Annotated in this window: 20 protein-coding genes; 9 read left to right on the top strand and 11 right to left on the bottom strand. The window is 70.1% G+C overall.

What is annotated here, in order from left to right; translation table 11 throughout:
• Nucleotides 1–20: 20 nt before the first annotated feature.
• Nucleotides 21–941: a tRNA (adenine-N1)-methyltransferase gene (locus tag G495_RS19635; protein ID WP_051445438.1), complete on the bottom strand. Its 921-nt coding sequence runs from the start codon at nucleotides 939–941 to the stop codon at nucleotides 21–23.
• 97 nt (nucleotides 942–1,038) lie between these two features.
• Between G495_RS19635 and G495_RS22900 the strand changes: the two genes are divergently transcribed.
• From G495_RS22900 to G495_RS0115000, 6 genes are all read left to right on the top strand, one after another.
• On the top strand, nucleotides 1,039–2,046 hold the full coding sequence (locus tag G495_RS22900; protein ID WP_035252571.1) for a radical SAM protein: 1,008 nt from the start codon (nucleotides 1,039–1,041) through the stop codon (nucleotides 2,044–2,046).
• Nucleotides 2,047–2,130: 84 nt separating this feature from the next.
• The gene (locus G495_RS0115020) at nucleotides 2,131–3,591 is read left to right on the top strand and encodes an Rne/Rng family ribonuclease (RefSeq protein WP_028588434.1); all 1,461 of its coding nucleotides are present in this window, start codon (nucleotides 2,131–2,133) and stop codon (nucleotides 3,589–3,591) included.
• Between the two features lie 83 nt (nucleotides 3,592–3,674).
• On the top strand, nucleotides 3,675–4,310 hold the full coding sequence (locus G495_RS19625; RefSeq protein ID WP_084458350.1) for an epoxyqueuosine reductase QueH: 636 nt from the start codon (nucleotides 3,675–3,677) through the stop codon (nucleotides 4,308–4,310).
• On the top strand, nucleotides 4,307–4,690 hold the full coding sequence (locus G495_RS0115010; RefSeq protein WP_028588433.1) for a hypothetical protein: 384 nt from the start codon (nucleotides 4,307–4,309) through the stop codon (nucleotides 4,688–4,690). Before G495_RS19625 ends, G495_RS0115010 begins: the two co-directional genes overlap by 4 nt.
• Nucleotides 4,691–4,704: 14 nt before the next feature.
• The gene (gene hemW / locus G495_RS0115005; RefSeq protein WP_028588432.1) at nucleotides 4,705–5,850 is read left to right on the top strand and encodes a radical SAM family heme chaperone HemW; all 1,146 of its coding nucleotides are present in this window, start codon (nucleotides 4,705–4,707) and stop codon (nucleotides 5,848–5,850) included.
• Nucleotides 5,851–6,073: 223 nt separating this feature from the next.
• A complete protein-coding gene (locus tag G495_RS0115000) occupies nucleotides 6,074–6,967 on the top strand; it encodes a flagellin N-terminal helical domain-containing protein (protein WP_028588431.1) in 894 nt (297 codons plus the stop codon).
• Between the two features lie 351 nt (nucleotides 6,968–7,318).
• Here G495_RS0115000 and G495_RS0114995 read toward each other — a convergent pair whose 3' ends face one another.
• Genes G495_RS0114995 through G495_RS0114980 form a run of 4 tightly spaced genes read right to left on the bottom strand, consistent with a single transcriptional unit; the run spans nucleotide 7,319 to nucleotide 10,927 of the window.
• A complete protein-coding gene (locus G495_RS0114995; RefSeq protein WP_028588430.1) occupies nucleotides 7,319–7,834 on the bottom strand; it encodes a metallophosphoesterase family protein in 516 nt (171 codons plus the stop codon).
• 8 nt (nucleotides 7,835–7,842) lie between these two features.
• A complete protein-coding gene (locus G495_RS0114990) occupies nucleotides 7,843–9,345 on the bottom strand; it encodes an MlaD family protein (RefSeq protein WP_028588429.1) in 1,503 nt (500 codons plus the stop codon).
• A gap of 45 nt (nucleotides 9,346–9,390) precedes the next feature.
• Nucleotides 9,391–10,146, bottom strand: a complete 756-nt coding sequence (locus tag G495_RS0114985; RefSeq protein ID WP_035252569.1) for an ABC transporter ATP-binding protein — start codon at nucleotides 10,144–10,146, stop codon at nucleotides 9,391–9,393.
• A gap of 10 nt (nucleotides 10,147–10,156) precedes the next feature.
• Nucleotides 10,157–10,927, bottom strand: coding sequence for an MlaE family ABC transporter permease (locus G495_RS0114980; protein WP_028588427.1), 771 nt, complete (start codon nucleotides 10,925–10,927; stop codon nucleotides 10,157–10,159).
• A 251-nt stretch (nucleotides 10,928–11,178) separates the two neighbouring features.
• Between G495_RS0114980 and G495_RS19620 the strand changes: the two genes are divergently transcribed.
• Nucleotides 11,179–12,450 (top strand): HD domain-containing phosphohydrolase, encoded by a 1,272-nt coding sequence (locus G495_RS19620; RefSeq protein WP_051445437.1) that lies wholly within the window; start codon nucleotides 11,179–11,181, stop codon nucleotides 12,448–12,450.
• A gap of 121 nt (nucleotides 12,451–12,571) precedes the next feature.
• On the opposite strand, the gene G495_RS19615 is transcribed toward G495_RS19620, so the two are convergent.
• The 5 genes from G495_RS19615 to ercA form a co-directional block, all read right to left on the bottom strand.
• Complete coding sequence (locus G495_RS19615; protein WP_051445436.1) at nucleotides 12,572–13,261, bottom strand: HD domain-containing protein; 690 nt, start codon at nucleotides 13,259–13,261, stop codon at nucleotides 12,572–12,574.
• A gap of 8 nt (nucleotides 13,262–13,269) precedes the next feature.
• A complete protein-coding gene (argJ, locus tag G495_RS0114965) occupies nucleotides 13,270–14,445 on the bottom strand; it encodes a bifunctional glutamate N-acetyltransferase/amino-acid acetyltransferase ArgJ (RefSeq protein WP_028588426.1) in 1,176 nt (391 codons plus the stop codon).
• Between the two features lie 222 nt (nucleotides 14,446–14,667).
• The gene (locus tag G495_RS0114960; protein ID WP_028588425.1) at nucleotides 14,668–15,381 is read right to left on the bottom strand and encodes a hypothetical protein; all 714 of its coding nucleotides are present in this window, start codon (nucleotides 15,379–15,381) and stop codon (nucleotides 14,668–14,670) included.
• Between the two features lie 62 nt (nucleotides 15,382–15,443).
• Nucleotides 15,444–17,672: a putative bifunctional diguanylate cyclase/phosphodiesterase gene (locus G495_RS19610; RefSeq protein WP_051445435.1), complete on the bottom strand. Its 2,229-nt coding sequence runs from the start codon at nucleotides 17,670–17,672 to the stop codon at nucleotides 15,444–15,446.
• Nucleotides 17,656–18,819, bottom strand: a complete 1,164-nt coding sequence (gene ercA / locus G495_RS0114950) for an alcohol dehydrogenase-like regulatory protein ErcA (protein ID WP_028588424.1) — start codon at nucleotides 18,817–18,819, stop codon at nucleotides 17,656–17,658. The genes G495_RS19610 and ercA overlap by 17 nt, the downstream gene beginning before the upstream one ends.
• Nucleotides 18,820–19,352: 533 nt before the next feature.
• Between ercA and G495_RS19605 the strand changes: the two genes are divergently transcribed.
• Nucleotides 19,353–20,393: a TerC family protein gene (locus G495_RS19605; RefSeq protein WP_051445434.1), complete on the top strand. Its 1,041-nt coding sequence runs from the start codon at nucleotides 19,353–19,355 to the stop codon at nucleotides 20,391–20,393.
• Nucleotides 20,394–21,517: 1,124 nt separating this feature from the next.
• Complete coding sequence (locus G495_RS19600; RefSeq protein WP_051445433.1) at nucleotides 21,518–21,997, top strand: hypothetical protein; 480 nt, start codon at nucleotides 21,518–21,520, stop codon at nucleotides 21,995–21,997.
• A 10-nt stretch (nucleotides 21,998–22,007) separates the two neighbouring features.
• Here the strand turns inward: G495_RS19600 and G495_RS0114935 are convergent, their stop codons facing one another.
• Nucleotides 22,008–22,190, bottom strand: a complete 183-nt coding sequence (locus tag G495_RS0114935; protein WP_028588423.1) for a hypothetical protein — start codon at nucleotides 22,188–22,190, stop codon at nucleotides 22,008–22,010.
• Nucleotides 22,191–22,257 lie beyond the last annotated feature (67 nt).

The following is a 22,257-nucleotide window of genomic DNA, read 5'->3' as shown; positions in this document are numbered from 1 at the left end:
CGGAGGGTTGTGCCGGAGGGCTATTCGTCCTCGCCGCCGTCCTCGTCCTCGCCGGGCAGGTCCGCATCGTCCCGGGGGTCGTCCGCGCCGTCCTGGGCGGCGCGCTCGGCCTCGCGGCGCCTGCGCGCGGCGTCCTGCTTGCGCTCGCGGGTGCCCAGGTTCCCGCCGCCCTCCAGGCGCTCCATGCAGCGCGCGAAGGTCAGAAAGCCCGTGTGGGCGATCATGCGGTCCTCGGGGCGCATGCGGTCGGGCACGGGCTTCCAGCGCCGCACCAGCACCTCGGCCACCTCCACCTCGTCGAAGGGCCCGGCCTCCAGGGCCACCAGCAGCTCGCTGACCTGGTTCACTGTGGGCAGCAAAAAGGCCACCGGCGCCCCGGGCATCACCGCCGCCGGGATGTGCGCCGCGTAGGCCCACGGCTCGCGCACGTCCAAAAACAGCGCGTCCACCCCGGTCTGCAAAAAGCCCCCGGCGATGTCGTGGACATGGTGCTCCACGTTGGCGCCCAGGCCGATGCGCCGCAGGTTCTTGGCGTTGAGCTCCGAGAACTCGGGCCTGCGCTCGTAGGTGTAGACGCGCCCCGCCTCGCCCACGGCGAAGGACAGGGCCGCCGTGAAGCTGCCCGAGCCGCTGCCCGCCTCGATAACCCGCGTGCCCGGGCCGATGCCCAGCTTCACCAGCAGGTAGCCGATTTCCTTGGGGTAGAGGATCTGCGTCTGGCGCTTGATGCCCAGCTTCACGCAGTCGTAGAGCGTGGGCTTGAGCACCCGGTAGGGCTGGCCGATATGCGTGGGCACCGTGTCGCCGTACGCTGCGGCCACCAGATCGGCGAGCCGGAGCACGCCGTCGCCGGTGTGGATGTCGGGGCCCTCTTCCAGGGTGCGCAAGTATCGCTTGCCCTTCGGACTGATGAGCATTACCAATTGACCAAGATTTGGCATCGTGACCTCCAGGCGGGTGGGTAGGCGGTTGTGACCGCCGCGTCAAGGGCTGGCCCGCATCCTCCCGGGGTAAACGGTTTACGAGGAACACGCAACGTTGGCCTATCGATACGTATTCGGCCCGGTGCGCTCGGGGCGCCTCGGGCTCTCCCTGGGTCTGGACCTGACCGGGGACACCGTGTGCACCATGGACTGCGTGTACTGCGAGGTGGGGCGTACCACCTGCCTGACCACGCAGCGCAAGCCCTACGTGCCCGCGCAGGACATCCTTGATGAACTGGCGCACTGGAAGGAGCAGGCGCACCAGGAACCGGACTACGTGACACTGGGGGGCAAGGGTGAGCCGACACTGAACAGCGACATGGGCGCAGTCATCCAGGGCATCCGACGCATATTTCCGCATACGCCCGTCGCCGTGCTGACCAACTCCACCCTGCTGCACGACCCGCAGGTCCGGCGCGAGCTGGCCCTGGCCGACGCCGTGCTGCCCTCCCTGGATTCCCTGGTCCCCGCCGAGTTGCGCCGCGTGAACCGCCCGCACCCGGAGGTGGACCTTTCGGCCCTCGCCCAGGGGCTGCTCGACTTCCGCAAGGAATTCACGGGCCGCCTGCTGCTGGAGGTGCTGCTTGTCGCCGGATACAACGATTCGGACGCGAACCTGGCCCTGCTGCGCCAGTTCATCGCCGGGCTTGGGGCCGACCGCGTGGACGTGGTGACCATGACCCGCCCCGGCACCCTGGCCAGCGCGAGCCCGGTTTGCGACGAAACCCTGGCCCGCTGGCGCGCCACCCTCGCGCCCCTGGCCACGGGCCGCCCCGGCGACACGACGACGCCCCGCCCCGGCGGGGCCAGGCAATTTTCCACGGACGCCGCGTCGGCTCCGGGCCAGGGCCACCCGCCCCGCCCCGCCGACGCGGACAGCGCCGCCCAGGAGCGGGTGACCGCATCCATCGAGCGCAGGCCGCAGACCGCGGCCCAGCTCGCCCAGGCCCTGGACCTGCCCCCCGAGGCGGTCCGCCGGGCCCTGGAGGCCCTGGCGACCCAGGGCAGGCTGCGGACCACCGCCAGCGGCGGGGACGCCTACCACGCCCTCAGGCAGGGCTGAGGCCGCCCCCGCCGGGCGCGCCCGGAGTCTTCCCGGGCCACGCCGCAGGCCGCCGCGTCCGTCAACGCTTTCGCATGACGAGGTATGACCATGCCCAGAAAAATCAAGGAAAAGATGTTCATCAGCGTGCTGCCCGGCGAACAGGTCGAAGTGGCCCTGGCCGAGGACGGCAAGATCCGCGAATACTACGTGGAGATGGTCCACCAGGCCAAGACCAAGGGCAACATCTACAAGGGGGTCATCAACAACATCGACCCCAACCTCCAGGCCGCCTTCGTGAACTACGGCGCCGAGCGCAACGGCTTTTTGCAGATCGACGAGGTCCATCCCGAATATTACGTCGAGGACGAGCCCGCCAAGAAGGGCTTCAAGTACCCGCCCATCCAGAAGGTGCTGCGCCCCGGCCAGGAAGTGCTCATCCAGGTCGTCAAGGAGCCCACCGGGCGCAAGGGCGCCTTCGTCACCACCTTCCTCTCCCTGCCCGGGCGCTATTTCGTGCTGACCCTGGGCCGCGAGCAGGTCGGCATCTCGCGCAAGATCGAGGATGACAAGGAGCGCGAGAAGCTGCGCGAGGTGGTGGACGAGCTGAACCTCGGGGCTGGCATCGGCGTCATCGTGCGCACCGCCAGCCTGGACGTGAACAAGACCCAGCTGACCAAGGACCTGAAATTCCTCAAGCGCCTGTGGGCCGACGTGCGCAAGAAGGGTGTGAGCCAGGACGCCCCCTGCATGTGCTACCAGGAGATGGACCTCGCCTCGCGGGCCATCCGCGACTACCTCTCCACCGAGGTCGGCGAGATCTGGGTGGACGACAAGGACACCTCCGAGCAGGTCAAGGAAATGGCCGCGCTGGTCTTCCCGCGCCGGCCCAACCTGGTCAAGCACCACGCCGACCCCGAGCGCGGCATGTGGGAGCGCTTCGGGCTGGACAAGCAGATCCAGGCCATCTATGGCCGCGAGGTGCCCCTGCCCAGCGGCGGGCAGCTGGTCATCGACGCCACCGAGGCCCTGACCGCCGTGGACATCAACTCCGGCAAGATCGGCGGCAAGAAGAACTTCCGCGACATGGCCCTCAAGACCAACATGGAAGCCGCCGAGGAGATCGCGCGCCAGCTCGTGCTGCGCGACATCGGCGGGCAGGTGGTCATCGACTTCATCGAGATGAAGGACAAGAACCACTGCCGCGACGTGGAAAAGACCCTGCGCACGGCCATGAAGAACGACCGCGCGCGCACCGACGTGGGCCGCCTGTCGCGCTTCGGGCTGCTGGAGCTGGTGCGCCAGCGCCTGGGCTCCTCGGCCCTGGCGGTGTCCACCGAGCCGTGCCCCTGCTGCGGCGGCACGGGCACCCGCCGCAACCTGGAATGGCAGGCCGTGCAGGCCCTGAAGGAGCTGCGCCGCAAGCTGCGCAAGAACGGCCACGACCACGTGGTGGACTTCCGCTGCGACCAGGAGCTCATGGCCTACATCAGCAACACCAAGCGCGCCCTGCTGCTGGACATGGAACGCGAATTCGGCGTGCAGATCGCCATCCTGCCGCAATAGGCCCCGGTGCGGCGCGGGGAGGCCCTCCCCGCGCCGTCCGCCGCCGGGCCGCGCGCCCGGCCCCCGGGCCGGGGAACCTGCCCATGAAGCTGCTCCTGCACATCTGCTGCGGCCCCTGCGCCATCGCCCCCATCCGCCGCCTGCAAGAGGCCGGGGTGGAGGTCACGGGGCTGTTCGTGAACCCGAACATCCACCCGCTCATGGAATACAAGCGCCGCCGCGACGGGACCGCGCAGGTGGCCGCGCGCCTGGGCGTGCGCGTGCTGTTCAAGGACGACGAATACCGCCCGCAGGACTGGTTCCGCGCCGTGGCCCAGCGCGAGGACAACCGCTGCCACTACTGCTACCACATGCGCCTGGAGCGCACGGCGCAGATCGCCCGCCGGGGCGGCTTCGACGCCTTCTCCACCACCCTGCTCTACAGCCGTTTCCAGAAGCATGCGGCCATCGCCGCCCTGGGCCGCGACCTGGCTGCCGGGGGCGGCCCGGCCTTCCATTACGAAGACTGGCGCGCGGGCTGGACCGAGGGCATCGAGGCGTCAAAGGCCTGGGGCGTCTACCGCCAGCAATACTGCGGCTGCCTGTACAGCGAGAACGAGCGCTACCGCGCCGAGCTGGACAGCCCGCCGCCCGGGGCCGCAGCCCCCGGGCCGCAGCCCGAAGGCGCCGCGCCGGGCAACGCCCCCGCCGCACCCCCGGCCCCGGAGCCCGGGCCGTGATCGACCGCGCCGTCTACCTGGGCGCCCTGTACCTGGGCGCGGGCAACCTGCCCGGGGCGCTGCACCTGGCCGGGCTGGCCCTGCCGCCGCTGCTGGTGGGCCTGGCGCGCTACCGCGTCAACCGCCTGCTGGCGGCCACGGGCTTCTGCACCCTGCACGTGCTGGCCTACGCGGCCCTGGCGTACCTGAGCGGCGGGGCCTACCCCTATTTCCTCTACACCCTGACGGCCCGGGTGGCGGGCGGGGGCTACACCGACCTGCTGGCTCCGGGCCTGGCGGGCACGGCCCTGCTCTACGCCCTGCCCGCCGCCCTGCACGGCGCGCTGGCCGCCCTGGGCGGGCTGGCCCTGGCCCGGGCCGCCGTGGGGCGCAGGGGCTAACCCCGGGGCCCGCCATGCTGCTCTACGTCCACGTGCCTTTCTGCCGGCGCAAGTGCCACTACTGCGCCTTCCACTCCGTGGTGCCCGGCCCGGGGCAGATGCTCCGCTACGTGGAGCTGCTCGAAGCCGAGGCCGCCCTGTGGGGCAAGCGCCTGAGGCGCCCGCAGGTCGAGACCCTGCACCTGGGCGGCGGCACGCCGAGCCTGTTGCCTCCGGCGCTCCTGGAGCGGCTGGTGCGCGCCCTGCGCGCGAACTTCACCTTCGCCCCGGGCCTGGAATTCGGCCTGGAGGCCAACCCCGACTCCGTGGCCGACTGGACGCTCATGGAAGTGCTGCGCCGCCTGGGCGTAACGCGGCTGTCCATCGGCGTGCAGAGCTTCGACGACAACGACCTGACGCGCCTGGGCCGCCCGCACAGCGCCGAACAGGCCGAGGCCGCCGTGCGCCTGGCCCAGGGCGCGGGCTTTCGCTCCGTCTCCCTGGACCTCATCTGGGGCCTGCCCGGCCAGCGGCTGCACCACTGGCTGGCCAACCTCAAGAAGGCCACCCGCCTGGGCCCGCAGCACATCTCCTGCTACGGGCTGACCATCGAGCCCGGCACGCACCTGGAACGCCTGGACCGCGAAACGGACCTGGAGCTGCCCGACGAGACCGAGCAGCAGCGCATGTACCTGCAGGGCGGCGAATTCCTGGAATCCGAAGGCTACCTGCAATACGAGATTTCCAACCACGCGCGCATGGGCTTCGAGAGCCGCCACAACACGGGCTACTGGGAAGGCAGGCCCTACCTGGGCCTGGGCCCGGCGGCGGTCTCCACCCTGGGGGCCCGGCGCTGGAAGAACCCCGAAGGCCTGGACGCCTACGCCGCCGCCGTGCAGGCGGGCACCCTGGGCACGGACGCCGAGGCCCTGGACCACCAGACGCGCCTGCGCGAGCTGGTCATGCTGCGCCTGCGCACCACGCGCGGGCTGGACCTCGCGGCCTACCGCAAGGCCGCCGGGCACGACCTGCTGGCCAAAAACGAGCCCATGATCCGCGCCCTGCGCCAGCGCGACCTGATCCGCATTTCCGGGGGCCGCCTGCGCCTGACCCGCCCGGGGATGCTCGTCTCCGACGCCATCATCGGCAATCTTTTTCCCGAAGCCCCCCGGACGGACTGAGCCCCCTCCGTACCCCCGCCGCAACCCGCCCCGGCCATGGATGCCCGGGCCATTGCCCGCCGGACCCACCGGCCCGGACCACGCCCCGGCCCCTGTGGCCCGGGCGTGTTTTTGCGCGGGCGCCCTAAACTTTTGCTCCGCGCCAGCCGAATACGAAATCAACACGGCGCAACCCTGAACGCAGCACGGAAGCTGCAAAACCATTCTAAGGAGGGAAAACCGCATGTCTCTGGTTATCAACCACAACTTGATGGCGACCAACGCCGCCCGCAACCTCAGCATCTCCTTCGGGGCCCTGGGCACGTCGACCCGTCGCCTGTCCTCGGGCCTGCGCGTGGGCAACGCCGCCGACGACGCAGCCGGCCTGGCCATCCGCGAGCTCATGCGCGCGGACATCGCCGCCCTGAACCAGGGTGTCCGCAACGCCAACGATGCCATCTCGCTGATCCAGACCGCCGACGGCGCCCTGGGCGTCATCGACGAGAAGCTGATCCGCATGAAGGAGCTGGCGGAACAGGCGGCCACGGGCACCTACAACTCCGACCAGCGCCTGATCATCGACTCCGAGTACCAGGCCATGGCTTCGGAAATCACCCGCATCGCCAACGCCACGGACTTCAACGGCATCTACCTGCTCAACGGCAACCTGTCCGGCAGCGCGCACGACGGTTCCGGGCTGGTGTCCACCGGCAAGATGAAGATCCACTTCGGCACGGCCAACGACTGCTCCGAGGACTACTACTACATCCAGATCAACAACTCCACGGCCTCGGCCCTGGGCGTCGGCAACCAGTCCGACCCCACCGGAGCGGGCTACACCATCTCCACGCAGTCCGCCGCGCAGAACGCCCTGGATGGCATCAACGAAGCCATCATCTCCAAGGACAACATCCGCGCCAACCTGGGCGCCCTGCAGAATCGGTTGCAGAACACCATCTCCAACCTGCAGATCCAGTCCGAAAACCTCCAGGCCTCTGAGTCGCGCATCTCCGACGTGGACGTGGCCCTGGAAATGACCGAGTTCGTGCGTCAGCAGATCAAGTCCCAGGCCGCAGTGGCCATGCTGGCCCAGGCCAACAGCCTGCCGCGTCTGGCCATGCAGCTCTTGGGCGGCTAAGGGCACCGGCGGCGCAGTCCGCGTCGGCTGCGCGCCACGCATGGAGCCAGCCATGCACACCAAGGCCCCCCTTCTCCGGAAGGGGGGCTCTTTGTTGCGGCCTTGCGGGCGCGGGGGGCCCGGCTGCGCCCGGGCCTGGGGCTCCGGTGCCGCCGTCTGGGGATGCCCGGGCGGCGAGCCAGCGCGCGCAGGGGGCGGCGCGCGGCCCAGGGTGGGGGGAACGAAAAAGGGCAACAAAGCGTCCGCGCGCGGAACATCCACGCGGCCCCGGGCGGGGGCGGAAAGCGGCGCGGAAATCGGGAGGACGGAAGGCGAAGGGAACGGCGGCGGGCGAAGCGCCGGGCCGGGGCGCTATCCGGCGCTCACGGTGCCGATCATGCGCGGCACGGCCACGGCCTCGTGGGTCAGGGCGCCGTCCGGGCCGATGTGGACGTAGGCCAGGGTCGGGGCGTTGCCCGCCTCGCGCAGGCTGCCGGGGTTGACCACCCAGGCCTGGCCGTGGCGGGTCCACTCCGGGGTGTGGGTGTGGCCGAAGCAGATGAGGTCGTAGCCCGGGCCGAAGGCCTCGGCCACCTTGTGCGACAGGCCCTGGCGGTCCTGCCCCCAGCCGTGGGCCACGCCCACCGTCAGCCCGCCCGCCGTGAACGACACGCGCTGCTCCAGCTCGCGCGACAGCTCCCACTCGCACATGTTGCCCGCCACGGCGAAAAAGCGCGGGTGCTGGAGAAAGAACGACCACAGCGCCTGCCCGGTCATGTCGCCGCAGTGCACGAGCACGTCGGCGGGCTCCAGGTAGGTCTGGTACACGGCCTGCATCCACGGCGAGGGCGCATACGCGTGGGTGTCGGAGATGACGGCGATCCTCACGGCGCGGCCTAGTTGCCCGGGATGGGCGCGCTGGTCATGATGTACTTCAGGTCGTCGTCGGTGAACGACAGGCCCAGGCCGCCGAAGAAGGCCGCGTCCGTGGCGAAGTTGTCCACCCCGGCGGTGACGTAGAAGTTCTTGAGGAAGTACAGGCGCCCTCCGGCCTTGAGGTGCGGCGGGTCGTCCTTGTCGAAGTCGAAGGCCTCGGCGTACAGGCGCACGCGGTCGTCCCACAGGTAGAGGTCCGCGCCCACGCCGCCGGTGGACTCGAACAGGCCGCCGCGCAGGGCCACGTTGTGCCAGCGCTTGGCGATCTGGGCGTTGAAGGCGATCTTGTCGCGCTCGGTCTTCTCCTCGATCTCGCGGCGCTCGCTGTAGCTGCCGCCGACCCAGGTATGGGTCACGGTCTCGGTTTCGCGGGTGCGGCCCTCGGGGTCGGCCACCACGCCCAGGATGTAGTAGTGGTCCTCGGAGGGTTGCAGGGTCAGGTCGAGGTAGGACTTGACGTTGCCGCTGTCGGCCAGCACCTCGGAGCGGAAGTCCAAGGTGGTGCGGAAGGTGTCCTGCTTTTCCAGGTATTTGTTGATGCCTTCCAGGGCCTTGTCCAGCTCCTTGGAGGTTGTGTCGTCGTTGATGAGCCGCCCCAGGGAGCCCTTGCCCTCGTCGATCTTGGTGGCCACGCTCTCCAGGGAGGCCACGGCCTGGCGCAGGTCGTCGCCCATTTCCTGGTCGTTGATCATCCGGCCCGCCGCGCCCTGGCCCTCGTCGATCTTGGCCATGACGGAGTTCACGCGCTCAAGGGTCTGGCTCATCTGGGCCGAGGCGGCCTCGAAGTTGGCCACGATGTTGTCGATGCCGTCGCGGTTGGCGCCGCTGATATGGCGCAGGTCGCCGGAGAACTCGCGCAGGTTCTCCACGATGAGGTTCACGCTCTGCACGTTCTGCTGGACCATCTGGTTCAGGGTCACGGTCAGGTCGCGCAGGCTGTCGAAGGTCAGGCGCAGGTTCTGCTCGCCCTGGGGCCCGCTGAAGACGTTGGACACGCTCTTGGCCACCAGCCCGATGTCGTCGGCGATCTGGCCGACCTTCTGGAAGAGCACCTCCAGGTCGGCGCTGCGGTCCGAGCGGGTGAGCACGCCGCCAGCGGCCAGCTCGGGGGCGTCGGGGCTGCCGCCCGACAGGTCCACGTACTTGTCGCCCAGCACCCCGCGCGACTTGATGCTGGCCACGGTGTCGGCGGGCACCTTGACGGCCCTGGCAAGCTCCAAGGTCAGCCGGGCGCGCCCGTCTTCCAGGGTGATGGCCCGCACCCGGCCCACCTCGATGCCCGCCACCTCCACCGGGGAGTCGGCCTTCAGGCCGGTGACGTTGTCGAAGTAGACCACCAGCTCGTAGGTGCCCCGGGTAAACAGCGCTCCGCTGCCCACCTGCAGCGACATGAACGCCAGCCCCACCAGGGCCAGGAACACGAATACGCCGACCTTGATCTCGGTGCCTGTCTTGAAGGCCATGTTCGTCACTCCGCGTTGCGCGGGCCGGCGCTCCGGTCCCGCTCCTTAAGCTATGGTGATCGGCCCCCTGGCCTCGCCCCGGATGAACTGGCGCACCACCGGGTCCGCGCTGTCGCGGATGGCCTCGGGGGGGCCGCTGGCGATGATCCGGCCATCGTACAGCATGAACACCTCGTCGGCGATGGAAAACGTGGCGCGGATGTCATGGCTGATGACCAGGCACGTCGCGCCGAACTCGCCGCGCGTCTGCAAAATAAGCTCGTTGATGTTGGCGGCCATGACCGGGTCCAGCCCCGAGGTCGGCTCGTCGAAGAGCACGATCTTGGGGTCCAGGGCGATGGCCCGGGCCAGGCCCACGCGCTTGCGCATGCCGCCCGAAAGCTCGCCGGGCATCTTGTAGCCCATGCCCGCAAGGCCCACGGCGGCCAGCTTGGCCTGCACCACGGCCTCGATTTCGCGCCGGGGCAGCCCGCTGTGCTCGGCCAGGGGGAAGGCCACGTTCTCGGCCACGGTCATGGAGTCGAACAGCGCGCCCTCCTGGAAGAGCATCCCGAACTTGCGGCGCACCGGGGCCATCTGGCGCTCGGAGAGCGGCACCGTGTCCTGCCCGTCCACCAGCACCTGGCCGCTGTCGGGCTTCATGAGCCCGATGACGTGCTTCATGAGCACGGACTTGCCGCCGCCGCTGCCCCCGATGACCACGCTCACGCTGCCCGGGCGCACGGCCAGGTCCAGCCCGCGCAGCACGTGCTGCGGGCCGAAACTCTTGTGGATGTCGCGCAGTTCGATGATCGGGTCCATGTCGCGCCTTCTACATCATGAGCGAGGTCAGTATGTAGTCGCTGGCCAGGATGAGCACCGAGGCCAGCACCACGGCCTGGGTCGTGGCCCGGCCCACGCCCTCGGCCCCGCCGGAGGTGTAGAATCCCTTGTAGCAGCCGACAAGCGCCAGGATCACGCCGAAAACGGCGGCCTTGGCCAAGCCGTTGTAGATGTCGGACAGCTCCACCAGCTCGTAGATGCGGTTCATGAAGATGCCGCCGTTGATGCCCAGCATCTTCACGCCCACCAGATAGCCGCCCAGGATGCCCACGAAATCGGAAACCACCGTGAGCAGCGGCAGCATCACCAGCCCGGCCACCACGCGCGGAGTCACCAGATACTGCACGGGGTTGATGGCCATGACCGTCAGCGCGTCCACCTGCTCGGTGACGCGCATGGTGCCGATCTCGGCGGCAATGGCCGACCCGGCACGGCCGGTGACCATCAGCGCGGTGATCACCGGGCCCAGCTCGCGGGTCATGGACAGGGCCACCGTGGCGCCCACCAGCCCCTCGGCGGAGAACAGCCGGAAGGCGTGGTAGGTCTGCAAGGCCAGGACCATGCCGGTGAACAGCGAGGTGAGCAGGACCACGAACAGCGAATTGACGCCGACGAACTCCATCTGGCGGAAGAACAGCCCGATCCGCCACGGCGGACGAAACAGGGAGAGCGTGGCCTCCCACAGCAACAGCGCCATGCGCCCCGATTCGGCCATGGCTTCGAGAAACCCGCCGCCAAGCCACGCGAAAAACCGTGTCATCCGCGCCCGACTCCCGATGCGCCCCCCTGGCGGAGGCGTGCCGCTTGTGTCCAGAATTTCCCTTGCGCCCCCGGGCCACGGCCCGGAGCCCCCAAGGAACCACCTCGCTTACCATCAATCCCCGCGTTTTGCCAGCGGCAAGCACGCCCCCTCCCCGCCGGGGCAGCCTCGCCCACCCGGCGGCTTGACGAATCCCGCCGATGGGATACACTTCAATAGGCTGGGAAATATTCCATTCCGCCGGAGGTCCGATGCCATCCTCCTGCCCCGCCCCGGACGGCGCCGAGCTGGTCCGCGAGCTGCTGGCCATCAACGAAGAACTGAGCCGCCTCAAGGACCTGGACGCCATCCTGGACCGCATCCTCACCGAGTCGCGGCGCATTGCGGGCGCCGACGCGGGCACCATCTACCTCGTGGAGGACGGCCGCCTGCGCTTCGGCTACGTGCACAACGACACCTTCATCCGCCAGGGCGACGTCACCAAGGACATCTACGCCGACTTCACCCTGCCCATCGACGGCACGTCCATCGTCGGGCACGTGGCCGCCACCGGCCAGCCCCTGGACATCGCCAACGCCTACGCCATGCCTGCGGACTCCCCGGTGGCCTTCAACCCCAGCTTCGACCGCAAGACGGGCTACCACACCACCTCCATGCTGACTCTGCCCGTCAAGACCTCCCAGGGCACGGTGTCGGGGGTCATCCAGCTCATCAACGCCAAGGACGACGCCGGGCGCGCGGTGCCCTTCCCGCAGGACGCGCGCGTGGTGCTGCCGCTGCTGGCCAACGCGGCCTCGGTGGCCATCGAGCGGGCCATAATGACCCGCGAGCTGATCCTGCGCATGATGCAGATGGCCGAGCTGCGCGACCCCTCGGAAACCGGGGCCCACGTCACCCGCGTGGGGGCCTATTCGGCGGAGATCTACCACAAATACGCCCTGATGCAAGGCATCGGCGAGCACGAGCGCAAGAAGACCAAGGACCTGATCCGCGTGGCGGCCATGCTGCACGACGTGGGCAAGGTGGGCATCTCGGACAAGATTCTCAAGAAACCCGCCCGGCTGGAACCCGAAGAGTTCGCCGTGATGCAGATGCACACGGTCTTCGGAACCCGGCTGTTCCAGAACTCCACCTCGGAGCTGGACGCCATGTCCGGCAGCATCGCCCTGAACCACCACGAGAAGTGGAACGGCACGGGCTACCCCGGGCGGCTGGCCGACCTGGCCGCGGCCCAGGGCCCGGGCCAGCCCAAGGCCGGGGCGGAAATTCCCCTTGAGGCACGCATCGTGGCCCTGGCCGACGTATTCGACGCCCTGGGCTCGCGGCGCTCCTACAAGCCACCGTGGCCCGACGAGAAAATCCTCGACCTGCTGCACACGGAGCGCGGCGCGCACTTCGACCCCGACGTGGTGGACGCCTTCCTGGACATCTTCGACGTCATCGCCGCCATCCGCGACAAGTACGCCGAAGACCAGCCCGGGCCGGACGCGGGCACGGGCACGGACGCGGGCACGGGAAGCTGAGGGGCGCCGGGGCGCTGGCGCGCAAAACGAGGCGGGTGCGGGCCCTCCGGCCCGCGCCCGCGCGCGTTGCTGCCCCGCCGGCCCGGCGCCCTGCGGCGCCCGGGTCCGGCACGGGGGGGGGTCACTTCCCGTCCGGCCCCTGGGGCCCCTCGCCGGGCGCCGGGCCGTCCTCGCCCGCGTGGCCGTCCTTCACGCCGTTGCGGTTCTTCCACCACTGCTCGTCCTGGCCCAGGAACCACCAGTCCGTGTGGTCGGTCTCGGCGATGTGCCGGGCCAGGGCGCGGCCCTGCTCGGTGCGCAGGCGTTCCAGGGCGCAGGCCAGCCACTTGCTTGCGTAGCCGTTGCCCAGGTCGGCCTGCTCCTTGAGGTTCAGGATCAGGTCGATTTGGTCGGCGTCCTGCGCCAGGCGGGCTTCCAGGGTGTCCAGGCCCTCCAGCTCCTCCCACATGCCCAGCACCATGGCCGAGAGCCCGGTGCCGCGGGTGGCGTCCTGCAGGGCGCGCACGCGGTCGGAGCGGTTGTAGGCGTGGTTCACATAGTTGAAGTCGCCGGTGCGCGCCTCGTGCAGGTCGTGGAACAGGCACAGCAGCGTGGTCCGGGCCTCGTCGGCCCCGGTCAGGCGCGCCAGCACGCAGCCGATGACCGCCGTGCGGAAGCTGTGCTCGGCCACGTTTTCCGCCCCCGTGCCCAGGAACTGGTAGCCCGTGCGCGGGGTCTTGCGCAGCATGCCGACCTCGAAGAGGAAGTCGGCCAGCCGCCCCAGGCGTTCCCCGGCCTGCGGGCCCTCGGGGCCGGAACGTTCGCGGGTCATGGCCTCTCCTAGCTGCGGTAGTCGGCGTTGATGGACACGTATTCGTGGGTCAGGTCCGAGGCCAGGAGCACCGCGCCGCCCGGGCCGTCGCCCAGGGTCACGTCGATGTCCACGTCCTGGCGGCGCAGCACCGGGGCCATGAGGGCATCGATGTCCAGGTCCACGGGGCGGCCCTGCTCGAAGATGACCACCCCGCCGATGGCGATGGTCACGGCGGCGGGGTCGAAGGCGGCGCCGCTGCGGCCCAGGGCGGCGGCGATACGCCCCCAGTTGGCATCCCTGCCGTACAGCGCGGTCTTGACCAAGGGCGAATGGCCCACAGCGCGCACGGCCAGCTCGGCCTGGGCGTCGTCCCTGGCCCCGGCCACGGTGATGCGCATGACCTTGGTGCCGCCCTCGGCGTCCTGCACGATCATGTAGGCCAGGCTCTGGCAGACATCCACCAGGGCCTCATACAGCGCCTGGGCCGACTCGTCGTCCACGACTTCCACGCCGCTGGCCCCGCCCGCCAGGCCGAACACGCAGTCGTTGGTGCTGGTGTCGCCGTCCACGGTGACGCGGTTGAAGCTCTCGTCCACGGCCTGGGCCAGCATCTGGCGCCAGGTGCCGGGGTCCACGGCGGCGTCGGTGAGCACGATGCCCAGCATGGTCGCCATGTTCGGGCAGATCATGCCCGCGCCCTTGCACATGCCCAGGACCACGGCGGGCGTGTCGCCCACGCGGGCCCAGGCCACCTTGGGGAAGGTGTCGGTGGTCATGATGGCCTTGGCGGCGTCCATGGGCCCGGCCTGGCCCAGGCTGGCCGCCAGGGGTTCCATGGCCGCGCGCCAGCGCTCCAGCTTGAGCCGCGGGCCGATGACGCCCGTGGACATGGGCAGGATGGCGTCGGGCTCAAGGCCCAATGCGGCGCCGACCAGCTCCAGGCTCTGGCGGCAGTCGGCCAGCCCGGGCTCGCCGGTGCAGGCGTTGGCCTGGCCGGAGTTGACCACCACGGCGCGGGCCGTGGGCGAGGCCTCGATGGCCTGCATGCCCGCCAGCACCGGGGCGGCCTTGAACAGATTGGTGGTGAAAACCCCCGCGCTGGACGCGGGGCCGTCGCTGACCACGGCGGCCAGATCGTAGCGGCCCTCGCGCTTGAACCCGGCCTGGGCCACGGCGAAGGAAAAACCCTGGGGAACGAGCATGACGGACTCCGTATGCGGTGGTGGCGCCGGGGGCGGGCGGCCCGTGGCCGGGCCCCGGGGGCGAAGCGGCGCACAGGATACATGCGCGCGCGGGGGTTGTAAATTGCGGGCCGGGTGGACGAATCCAGGCCCGGGAGCGGGGAAAAACGGCCAGGCCCGGGCGGCGTGGGCGCGCAGGCCCCGCAGACGGAAACGGCCCGGGCGAGAGGGGCAACGGCCGGATCAGGCCCCGGGGGCGGGGTCCGGCTGCGGGGCGGGCGGGGCCTCGGGCTCGGCCTTGCGCAGCAGGTGCGCCACGTCTTCGGGGGGCAGGTGGTGGGCGTTGCGGCCCAGGGTGGCCAGGCACCAGCCCTTGGCCCGGGCCCGCCCGCCCGGGGGCGGGTAAGCGGGCAGCAGCAGCCCGGCCTCGGCCTGGCCCAGGTGCGGCACGAGGTTGGCCGGCGAGCACTCGCGGCCCAGGTGCGAATCGTAGACGAAGCCCGCCTCGCCGGGCACCCGGCAACCCAGCACCAGCAGGAACGCGGCCCCGAAGCTCTCGGCCACGAAGGCCACCTCGTCGAAGACCCGCCGCTCGGCGCCGCCCCCGGGCACATGCAGCACCACCAGGGTGTCGCGCTCGAGCAGGTAGGGCTTGCCGTCGCGCACCCCGAGCAGGAACTCGCGCGGGCGCTGGTTGAAGAGGTAGAGGTTCTTGACCTTGGCCGTGCGGGCGGTGGCGGCGTAGAAGGCGTCGCCGCCCGGCTCGCAGGCCAGGCACTCGCGGTCGGGGCGCTGGCGCGCCAGTCGCTCGGCCATGGCCGCCGCGCCCTCACCCGCGAACAGGGCGTATTCGCAGCAGTCGAGCACGGCGTCGAGCACACGCCCCAGGCGCGGGTCAGCCTCCAGGGGTGTGGCGGCGCCTCCCGCGCGCCCGAACAGTTTGCCCAACAGTCCCATGGATGCCCTCGCCTGCCGGTTGTCGTGACCGCAGGCAGTAGAGCATACATCCGCCGAATGCATCAAGAAGGAATGGGCTCGGCCCCGGGGCGGCGGGCGGCGAGGAAGGCCTCGACCCCGGCCCGGCCCAGCGGGCGGGAATAGAAGAACCCCTGGCCGTACTCGCAGCCCAGGGAGCGCAAAATCTCGCCCTGGGCCGCCTGCTCCACGCCCTCGCCCACCACGGACAGGCGCAGCGAATGGGCCAGGCTGATGATGGCCTTGACTATCTCCAGGTTCTCCTGGTCCGTGTCGATGGTGCGCACGAAACCCAGGTCGATCTTCAGGTGGTCCAGGGGGAAGCGCTTGAGGTAGCTCATGGACGAATACCCGGTGCCGAAGTCGTCCACACTCAGGCGAATGCCGTGCTCCTTGAGGCGCGTGAGCTTGTCGATGGCCGAGGCCGGGTCTTCCATGATGGCCGACTCGGTGATCTCCAGGTTCAGGGCCCCGGGCGGCAGGCCGTGGGCGTCCAGGTTCTCCAGGATGGCGCGCACCAGGTCCCTGTGCGAAAACTGGCGGGCCGAAAGGTTCACGGACATGAAGGCGTCGGCGGCGCACAGCCCGGCCTGGCGCCAGGCGGCCATGGCCCGCACGGCCTGGTCCAGCACGGCCATGCCCAGGGCGTGGATCAACCCGGTCTCCTCGGCCAGGGCGATGAATTCCCCCGGGGAGATCCGGCCCCGGACGGGGTGGTCCCAGCGCACCAGGGCCTCGAAGCCGCGCACCCGGCCATCGGCCAGCCCGACGATGGGCTGGAAATGGGCCACGAATTCCCCGGCCACCAGGGCCCGGCGCAGGTCGTTTTCCAGGTCCAGACGGCGCACCACCTGGTCGAGCATCTTGGAGGAGAACACCGCCAGCCGGTCGCGGCCCTTCTCCTTGGCGCGGTGCATGGCGATGTTGGCGTGCTGGAGCACCTCCTCGGGGCGCGCCTCGCGCGGCACGGACACGATGCCGTAGCTGGCCGTCAGGCGCACGTCGCGTCCGTTCATGGCCAGGGGCTTGGCCAGCTCCTCGCGCACGCGCCGCACCACGCGCACGGACTCGCCGGGCCGTTCCAGCTCTTCGAGCACGAGCACGAACTCGTCACTGCCGAAGCGCGACAGGGTGTCCAGGTGGCGCACGCAGCGCCGCAGGCGCCGCCCCACCTCCACCAGCAGCGCGTCGCCCTCCGCATGGCCCAGGCTCTGGTTGATGACCCGGAAGCCGTCCAGGTCCATGAACACCACGCCGTAGTTGTAGTCCTTGCGGCGCTGGGCGCGGTGCATGGCCTGGCGGATGCGGTCCAGGCACAGGACGCGGTTGGCCAGCCCGGTCAGGGGGTCGTGCAGGGCCTGGTGGCGCAACTGGTCCTCGACCTTCTTGCGCTCGGTGATGTCGCGCAGGCTGAAGCGGATGCCCAGGTCGCGGCCCTCGGCGGTGACCACCGCGCGGCAGACCTGGGTGACCCAGCGCAGGACGCCGTCGCGGCGCCGGAGACGGAAATCCACGCCCTCGGCGTCGCGCGCCGTGGCGCAGCCCATGGACTGGAGCCACAGCTCCCGGTCGTCGGGCACGATGAGCGTCTCCAGGAAGCCGGGATCACCCAGGAAGCGTTCGGGCCGGTAGCCGGTGATGCGTTCGCACGCCGGGCTGACGTAGAGCAGCTTGCCCGCCGGGCTCTGCCAGCATTCCATGTCGTAGGTGTGGTCGGCCACGGTGCGGTAGCGGATTTCCGACTCGCGCAGCCGCTCCTGGGCGCGCATGCGCTCGGTGATGTCGCTGGCCACGAGCACCCCGTAGCACTGCGGGCCGAACACGGCCCGCTGGGCCTTGATCTCCACCGGGCGGATGGTGCCGTCGGCGTGGCGCAGCCCGGAATGCAGCACCGTGGCCGCGCCCTCGGGGCACTGGTGGCCCGGGTCCGCAAACAGCGACTCCACGGTCTGGGCCAGCAGCAGTTCGTCGATCCTGTGGCCCAGGATGGCCTCGGGGGGCTGCCCGGTGACGGCCTGCACGGCCCCGGCGGCGTCCACCAGGGTCCCATCGGCCACATCGACCACCAAGATGGCGTCGGAAATGTTCTCCAGCAGGCAGCGGAAGCGCTCCAGCGCCTCCAGGCGGCTCTGCTGCTCGGGCAGGTAGGCCCGGCGCACCTGGCGTTCGCCCAGGCCGAGGAGCCGCTCCAGCAGCGGGCAGGATTCCCCGCCCGCGCTGGCCCCCGCCCCCGCGCCCGGGCCAGCGCCTTCGCCCTCAGAACGCCTGGGCATACAGGGCCTCGATCTCTTCGCGGGTCGGCTGGCGCGGGTTGGTGACCATGCACGGGTCCTGCATGGCCAGCTCGGCCAGCCGGGGCAGGTCCTCGCGGCGCACGCCCAGCTCGCCCAGGCGCTTGTCCATGCCCAGGCGGGCCTTGAACTGGCGCAACACGTCCAGCACGCCCTCGCGCCCCGGCCCGGGCGCCACACCCATGCCCCGGCCCAGGGCCGTGGCCACGTCGCGGTAGCGTCCGGGCGCGGCCTCGTAGTTGAAAGCCGCCACCAGGTCCAGCAGGATGGCGTTGCACATGCCGTGGGGCAGGTCGGAGAAGCCGCCCAGGCTGTGGGCCATGCTGTGCACGGCGCCCAGGATGGCGTTGGAGAAGGCCAGCCCCGCGTACATGCTGGCCAGCATCATCCCGGCGCGGGCGTCCAGGTCCTGCCCGTTGTCCGCCGCGGCGGCCAGGTGCGTGCCCACAAGGCGCACGGCCTCCAGGGCAAAGAGGTCCGTCACCGGGCCGTTGGCGTTGGAGACGTAGGCCTCCACGGCGTGGGTCAGGGCGTCCAGGCCGGTGTGCACCGTCAGCTCGCGGCTCATGGTCAGGGTCACGCCGGGGTCCACCAGGGCGGTATCGGCCACCACGGTCTTGGAGACGATGGCGATCTTCACCTTGCGCGTGGTGTCGTTGATGATGGCGAACTGCGAGACGTCGGCGGAGCTGCCCGCCGTGGTCGGCACGCAGACCAGGGGCGGGCCGGGCTTGGCCACCATGTCCACGCCCTCGAATTCCAGCACGTCCTGGCCGTTGCTGTGCACGATGCCGATGGCCTTGGCGCAGTCCATGGCGCTGCCCCCGCCCACGGCAAGGATGGCGTCGCAGCCCTGCCGGGCGTAGAACTCCGCCCCCCGGGCCACCTCGTGCTCGCGGGGGTTCTCGGACACGTCGCTGAACACGGCGTATTCCAGCCCGTGCTCCGCCAGCCCGGCCAGGATGTCGCGGCACCAGGGGTATTCCAGGAGCTCCGCCATGGTCACCACCAGGGGCCTGCGCGCGCCGAGGTTGCGGCAGTACTGCCCCGCCAGCCGCGCGGCCCCCAGGCCGAAGACGAACTCCGGGGCCACGAACTTGCGCATGTCCAGCATCACGCCCGGCGCCATGTCCTGCGTCATATCCGCCTCCTTTTCCGGCTCCGGACCAAGCCGCGCTGCGCCCGATCCGGACCCTGCGCCAGGGTAGCCGCCCTGGTGCGCCAACGCAAGGGGGTGGCCTTTTCCTGGCGGGGTCCGCGCGCCGCCGCCCGCCAGGGCCGGAACAAAACCCTTGACACCGCAGGCCCCGGGCGTATTCAATGCCCCCATCTGAAGGGGAGTAGCTCTTCGGGCAAGGTCAACAAGACTGGTGCCGCACCCCGGCACTTGGCCTTGCCGTCGGTTCCTGCCGATGAGCGAGACCTTCAGCATGAGCAATCATGCTGGACGTCTCGTTTTTTCTTTCCGAGGCCTCCAGCGGACACCACGCCCTGGAGGCCTTTGTGCATCACGCCCACCACACCCGCGCCCGCCCGGGACCGCCGCGCCGCCCGCCCGCCTGCGGGCCGGGGCCGCCGCCCGTGGCGCGCCCGCCCTACGGGGCCCCGGGCCCTGGCCGTACCGCTTGACTTTTCGCAACAACAAGAACCAAGGACAAGACCATGGAAACCGCTTGGATGTGGATCGGCTTCAACCTGCTGGTCCTGGTGCTGCTGGCCCTGGACCTGGGCGTGCTGCACCGCAGGGGCCGCGAGATCGGGGTGCGCGAGGCCCTGCTGCTCAGCCTGGGCTATGTCACCCTGGCGCTGCTCTTCGGCGCGGGTGTCCACTTCGCCCTGGGCCCGCAGGCCGGAACCGAGTACCTCACCGGCTACCTCATCGAAAAAAGCCTGAGCCTGGACAATATCTTCGTCTTCGTGCTCATCTTCCTGCACTTCGGCGTGCCCAAGGACTGCCAGCACAAGGTGCTCTTCTGGGGCATCCTGGGCGCTCTGGTCATGCGCGCCACGCTCATCCTGACGGGCGCGGCGATCATCAGCGCCTTCCACTGGGTCGTCTATGTGTTCGGGGCTTTCCTCGTGTTCACGGGCATCAAGATGCTCGTCACCGTGGGCCAGGAACCGGACATGGAGAAGAACCGCATCAACCTCTTCATGCGCCGGCACTTCCGCGTCACCGAGGGCTTCGAGGGCCGCCGGTTCTTCGTGCGCCGGGGCGGGGCGCTCTACCTGACCCCGCTGTTCGTCGTGCTGGTGCTCATCGAGTTCACGGACGTGCTCTTCGCCCTGGACTCCATCCCGGCCATCTTCGCCATCACCACCGACCCCTTCATCGTCTACACGTCCAACGTCTTCGCCATCCTCGGCCTGCGGGCGCTCTACTTCGCCCTGGCCGGGATCATCCACCGCTTCCACTACCTCAAGTACGGCCTGTCGTTGGTGCTGGTGCTGGTGGGGGCGAAGATGCTCGTCAACGCCTGGTTCGGCGGGCCGGTGGTGCCCACGCAGGCGACCCTGGGGCTCACGGTGGCCATCCTGGGCGGCTCCATGCTCTTCTCGGTGCTCAAGACCCGCGCCACCCCCACCGCGCGGGAGCAGCGCGAGGCCGCCCACTGGTGGGTGCCGGGCAGCCCGCCCGTGGAGCCCGGGGAACCCGAGGCACCCGAGGTGCAGGCATCCCGGGAACCGGAACGCAAGCCCTGAGGCTAGGCCGGACGGCAGAGGGCCCCGCGCCGCAGCAACATAAAAAAGACCCCGTCCCGGGTGCCCGGGACGGGGTGCTGCTGTGATGCGTCGATCATTTCCGTCCTACTGGCCTCAGCCGACTGGATTTCCGTCGTCCGGGTTGGGTTGAGGAGTTGCCCCGCTTCGCGCCCTTGCCGTAAACCGCATGCCGGTCCATGCCTTGGTCTTGGTCGGGGTTGCCTGACGACGCGCCCTTGCCGGGCTGAGGGTCGTTTTGCTGTTGCCCGGGGACAGGGCCTTCAACCATGAACGGAGGTGATGCCTGGAAATTGCCTGAAACCGCGCCGTTGCCGTCAGTGAACCGGCCATGGGGCCGGGAGCACCCGCGTGGAAATCCCAAGAAAAATCCCGTGTGGTGGAACCAGGGACGGGTTTTTCTTCATTTCAATACATTCCGGCGGAACCCGCCTTGCAAAGCGGTGCTCCCGTGGCGGCTCGCGCAGCCGCACCGGATGATTAAGAAGCAGCGAGCCTCTTACGATGGCAAAAGCGTGTCTCTGTCAAAGAGCTTTCCATTGATTCCACCTATGCTCCCTGGCGGGATAAAAGTCAAGCGCCCCAGGCGCGAGGCGCCCGGGACGGCATGCTGCAACATGGCTCCTTTCCAGAGCATTTTGCCATGTTTTTGCAGGGCACCGGAGGTGTGAAGATTTTAATCCAAATAAAACAGTATTTTGAATAGATTTCACCTCGTGGACATAAAAAAATCGCAACCCCGTGGATTTCCTGGTTGCCCAGGGCGGGCACGATGGCGAAACGGCGACAGGGACAGGACCGCACGGGCCCCGGGGGCGGAGGGGGCACGGATTGGGGTGGAGTTGCGAGCGGGGGGCGGTCGGGTCACGCCCGGGGCGGCGGCAGCATTGCGGATTGCGGGAACGTTACGGGGCGCCGAGCCGAGGCGGCAGGGCGCCGGGCGGCGAGGGAGCGAAGTTGCGGGTCTGGCGGGCCGAGGCGGCGAACGCACGGGCCGTCTGCGCGGCGCCCCAGGCAAACCCCAGGGGACGGCAGGGGCACAGGCCGGGCCAGCCCGGGCGGCGGCAGGGTTGCGGGCCGGGGCCGGGGCATGTACAAGGCGGCCCATGAACGCCACGCCCGCCGCCCTGCTGGAAGCCCACCCCACCCTGCGCCGCCTGAGCGGGCAGGTGGTCTGGTGCCTGTTCGAGGACGCCGAAACCCCCGCCGCCCACGCCCAGGCCTTCCTGGACCGCTACGAGGCGGCCAAGGCCGAGGCCCTGCCCCTGCTGGCGGCGGCCCTGGCGGCCCCGGGCGCCCCCGGAGGCGAGGACGCCGCGCCCTGGGTGCGCATCCGCGTGGACGGGCCGGGCCCGGCCTGCGCGGCCTGCGCGGCCCTGGACGGCCGGTGCCTGCGCCTGGACGGCCCCGAGGCGCTGGCCTTCCTGCCGCCCTTCGCCCTGGGCTGCCCGGCGCGGGCCGAACGCCTGCCCGGCGCGCCCGGGCGCGGCGCGCCCCTGGTGGACCGCGCCGCGCCCTCGCCCCACGGCAGGCTGGTCTGCGGGCAGTGGATCTTCACCCACCCCTGGGCCGACGCCCGGCCCTGACCCCCCGGGCCTACATGGCCCCGGCGGGCTTCCCGGCCATGCCGCAGTAGCCCGCGTCCTCCTCGCCCTTCTTGTCCGTGAGCCGGTAGCGCCACATCATGCACTGCGAGCCCTGGCAGAAGCGCATCTTGCCGTCGGTGCCCACCAGCAGCGGGCAGAATTTGAAGCGGGCCTCGTTCTGGGGCAGCATCATGGGGTTCTCCTTGGGGTTGTATCGTTGCACCCCGGGTATAGCAGACCAGCCGCCCCGGGGGCAACGC

Origin of the sequence: Desulfocurvus vexinensis DSM 17965 (assembly GCF_000519125.1) — a bacterium.
GTDB lineage: Bacteria > Desulfobacterota > Desulfovibrionia > Desulfovibrionales > Desulfovibrionaceae > Desulfocurvus > Desulfocurvus vexinensis.
The sequence above is the reverse complement of the archived record's forward strand: the minus strand, read 5'-3'. Positions and strand labels throughout refer to the sequence as shown.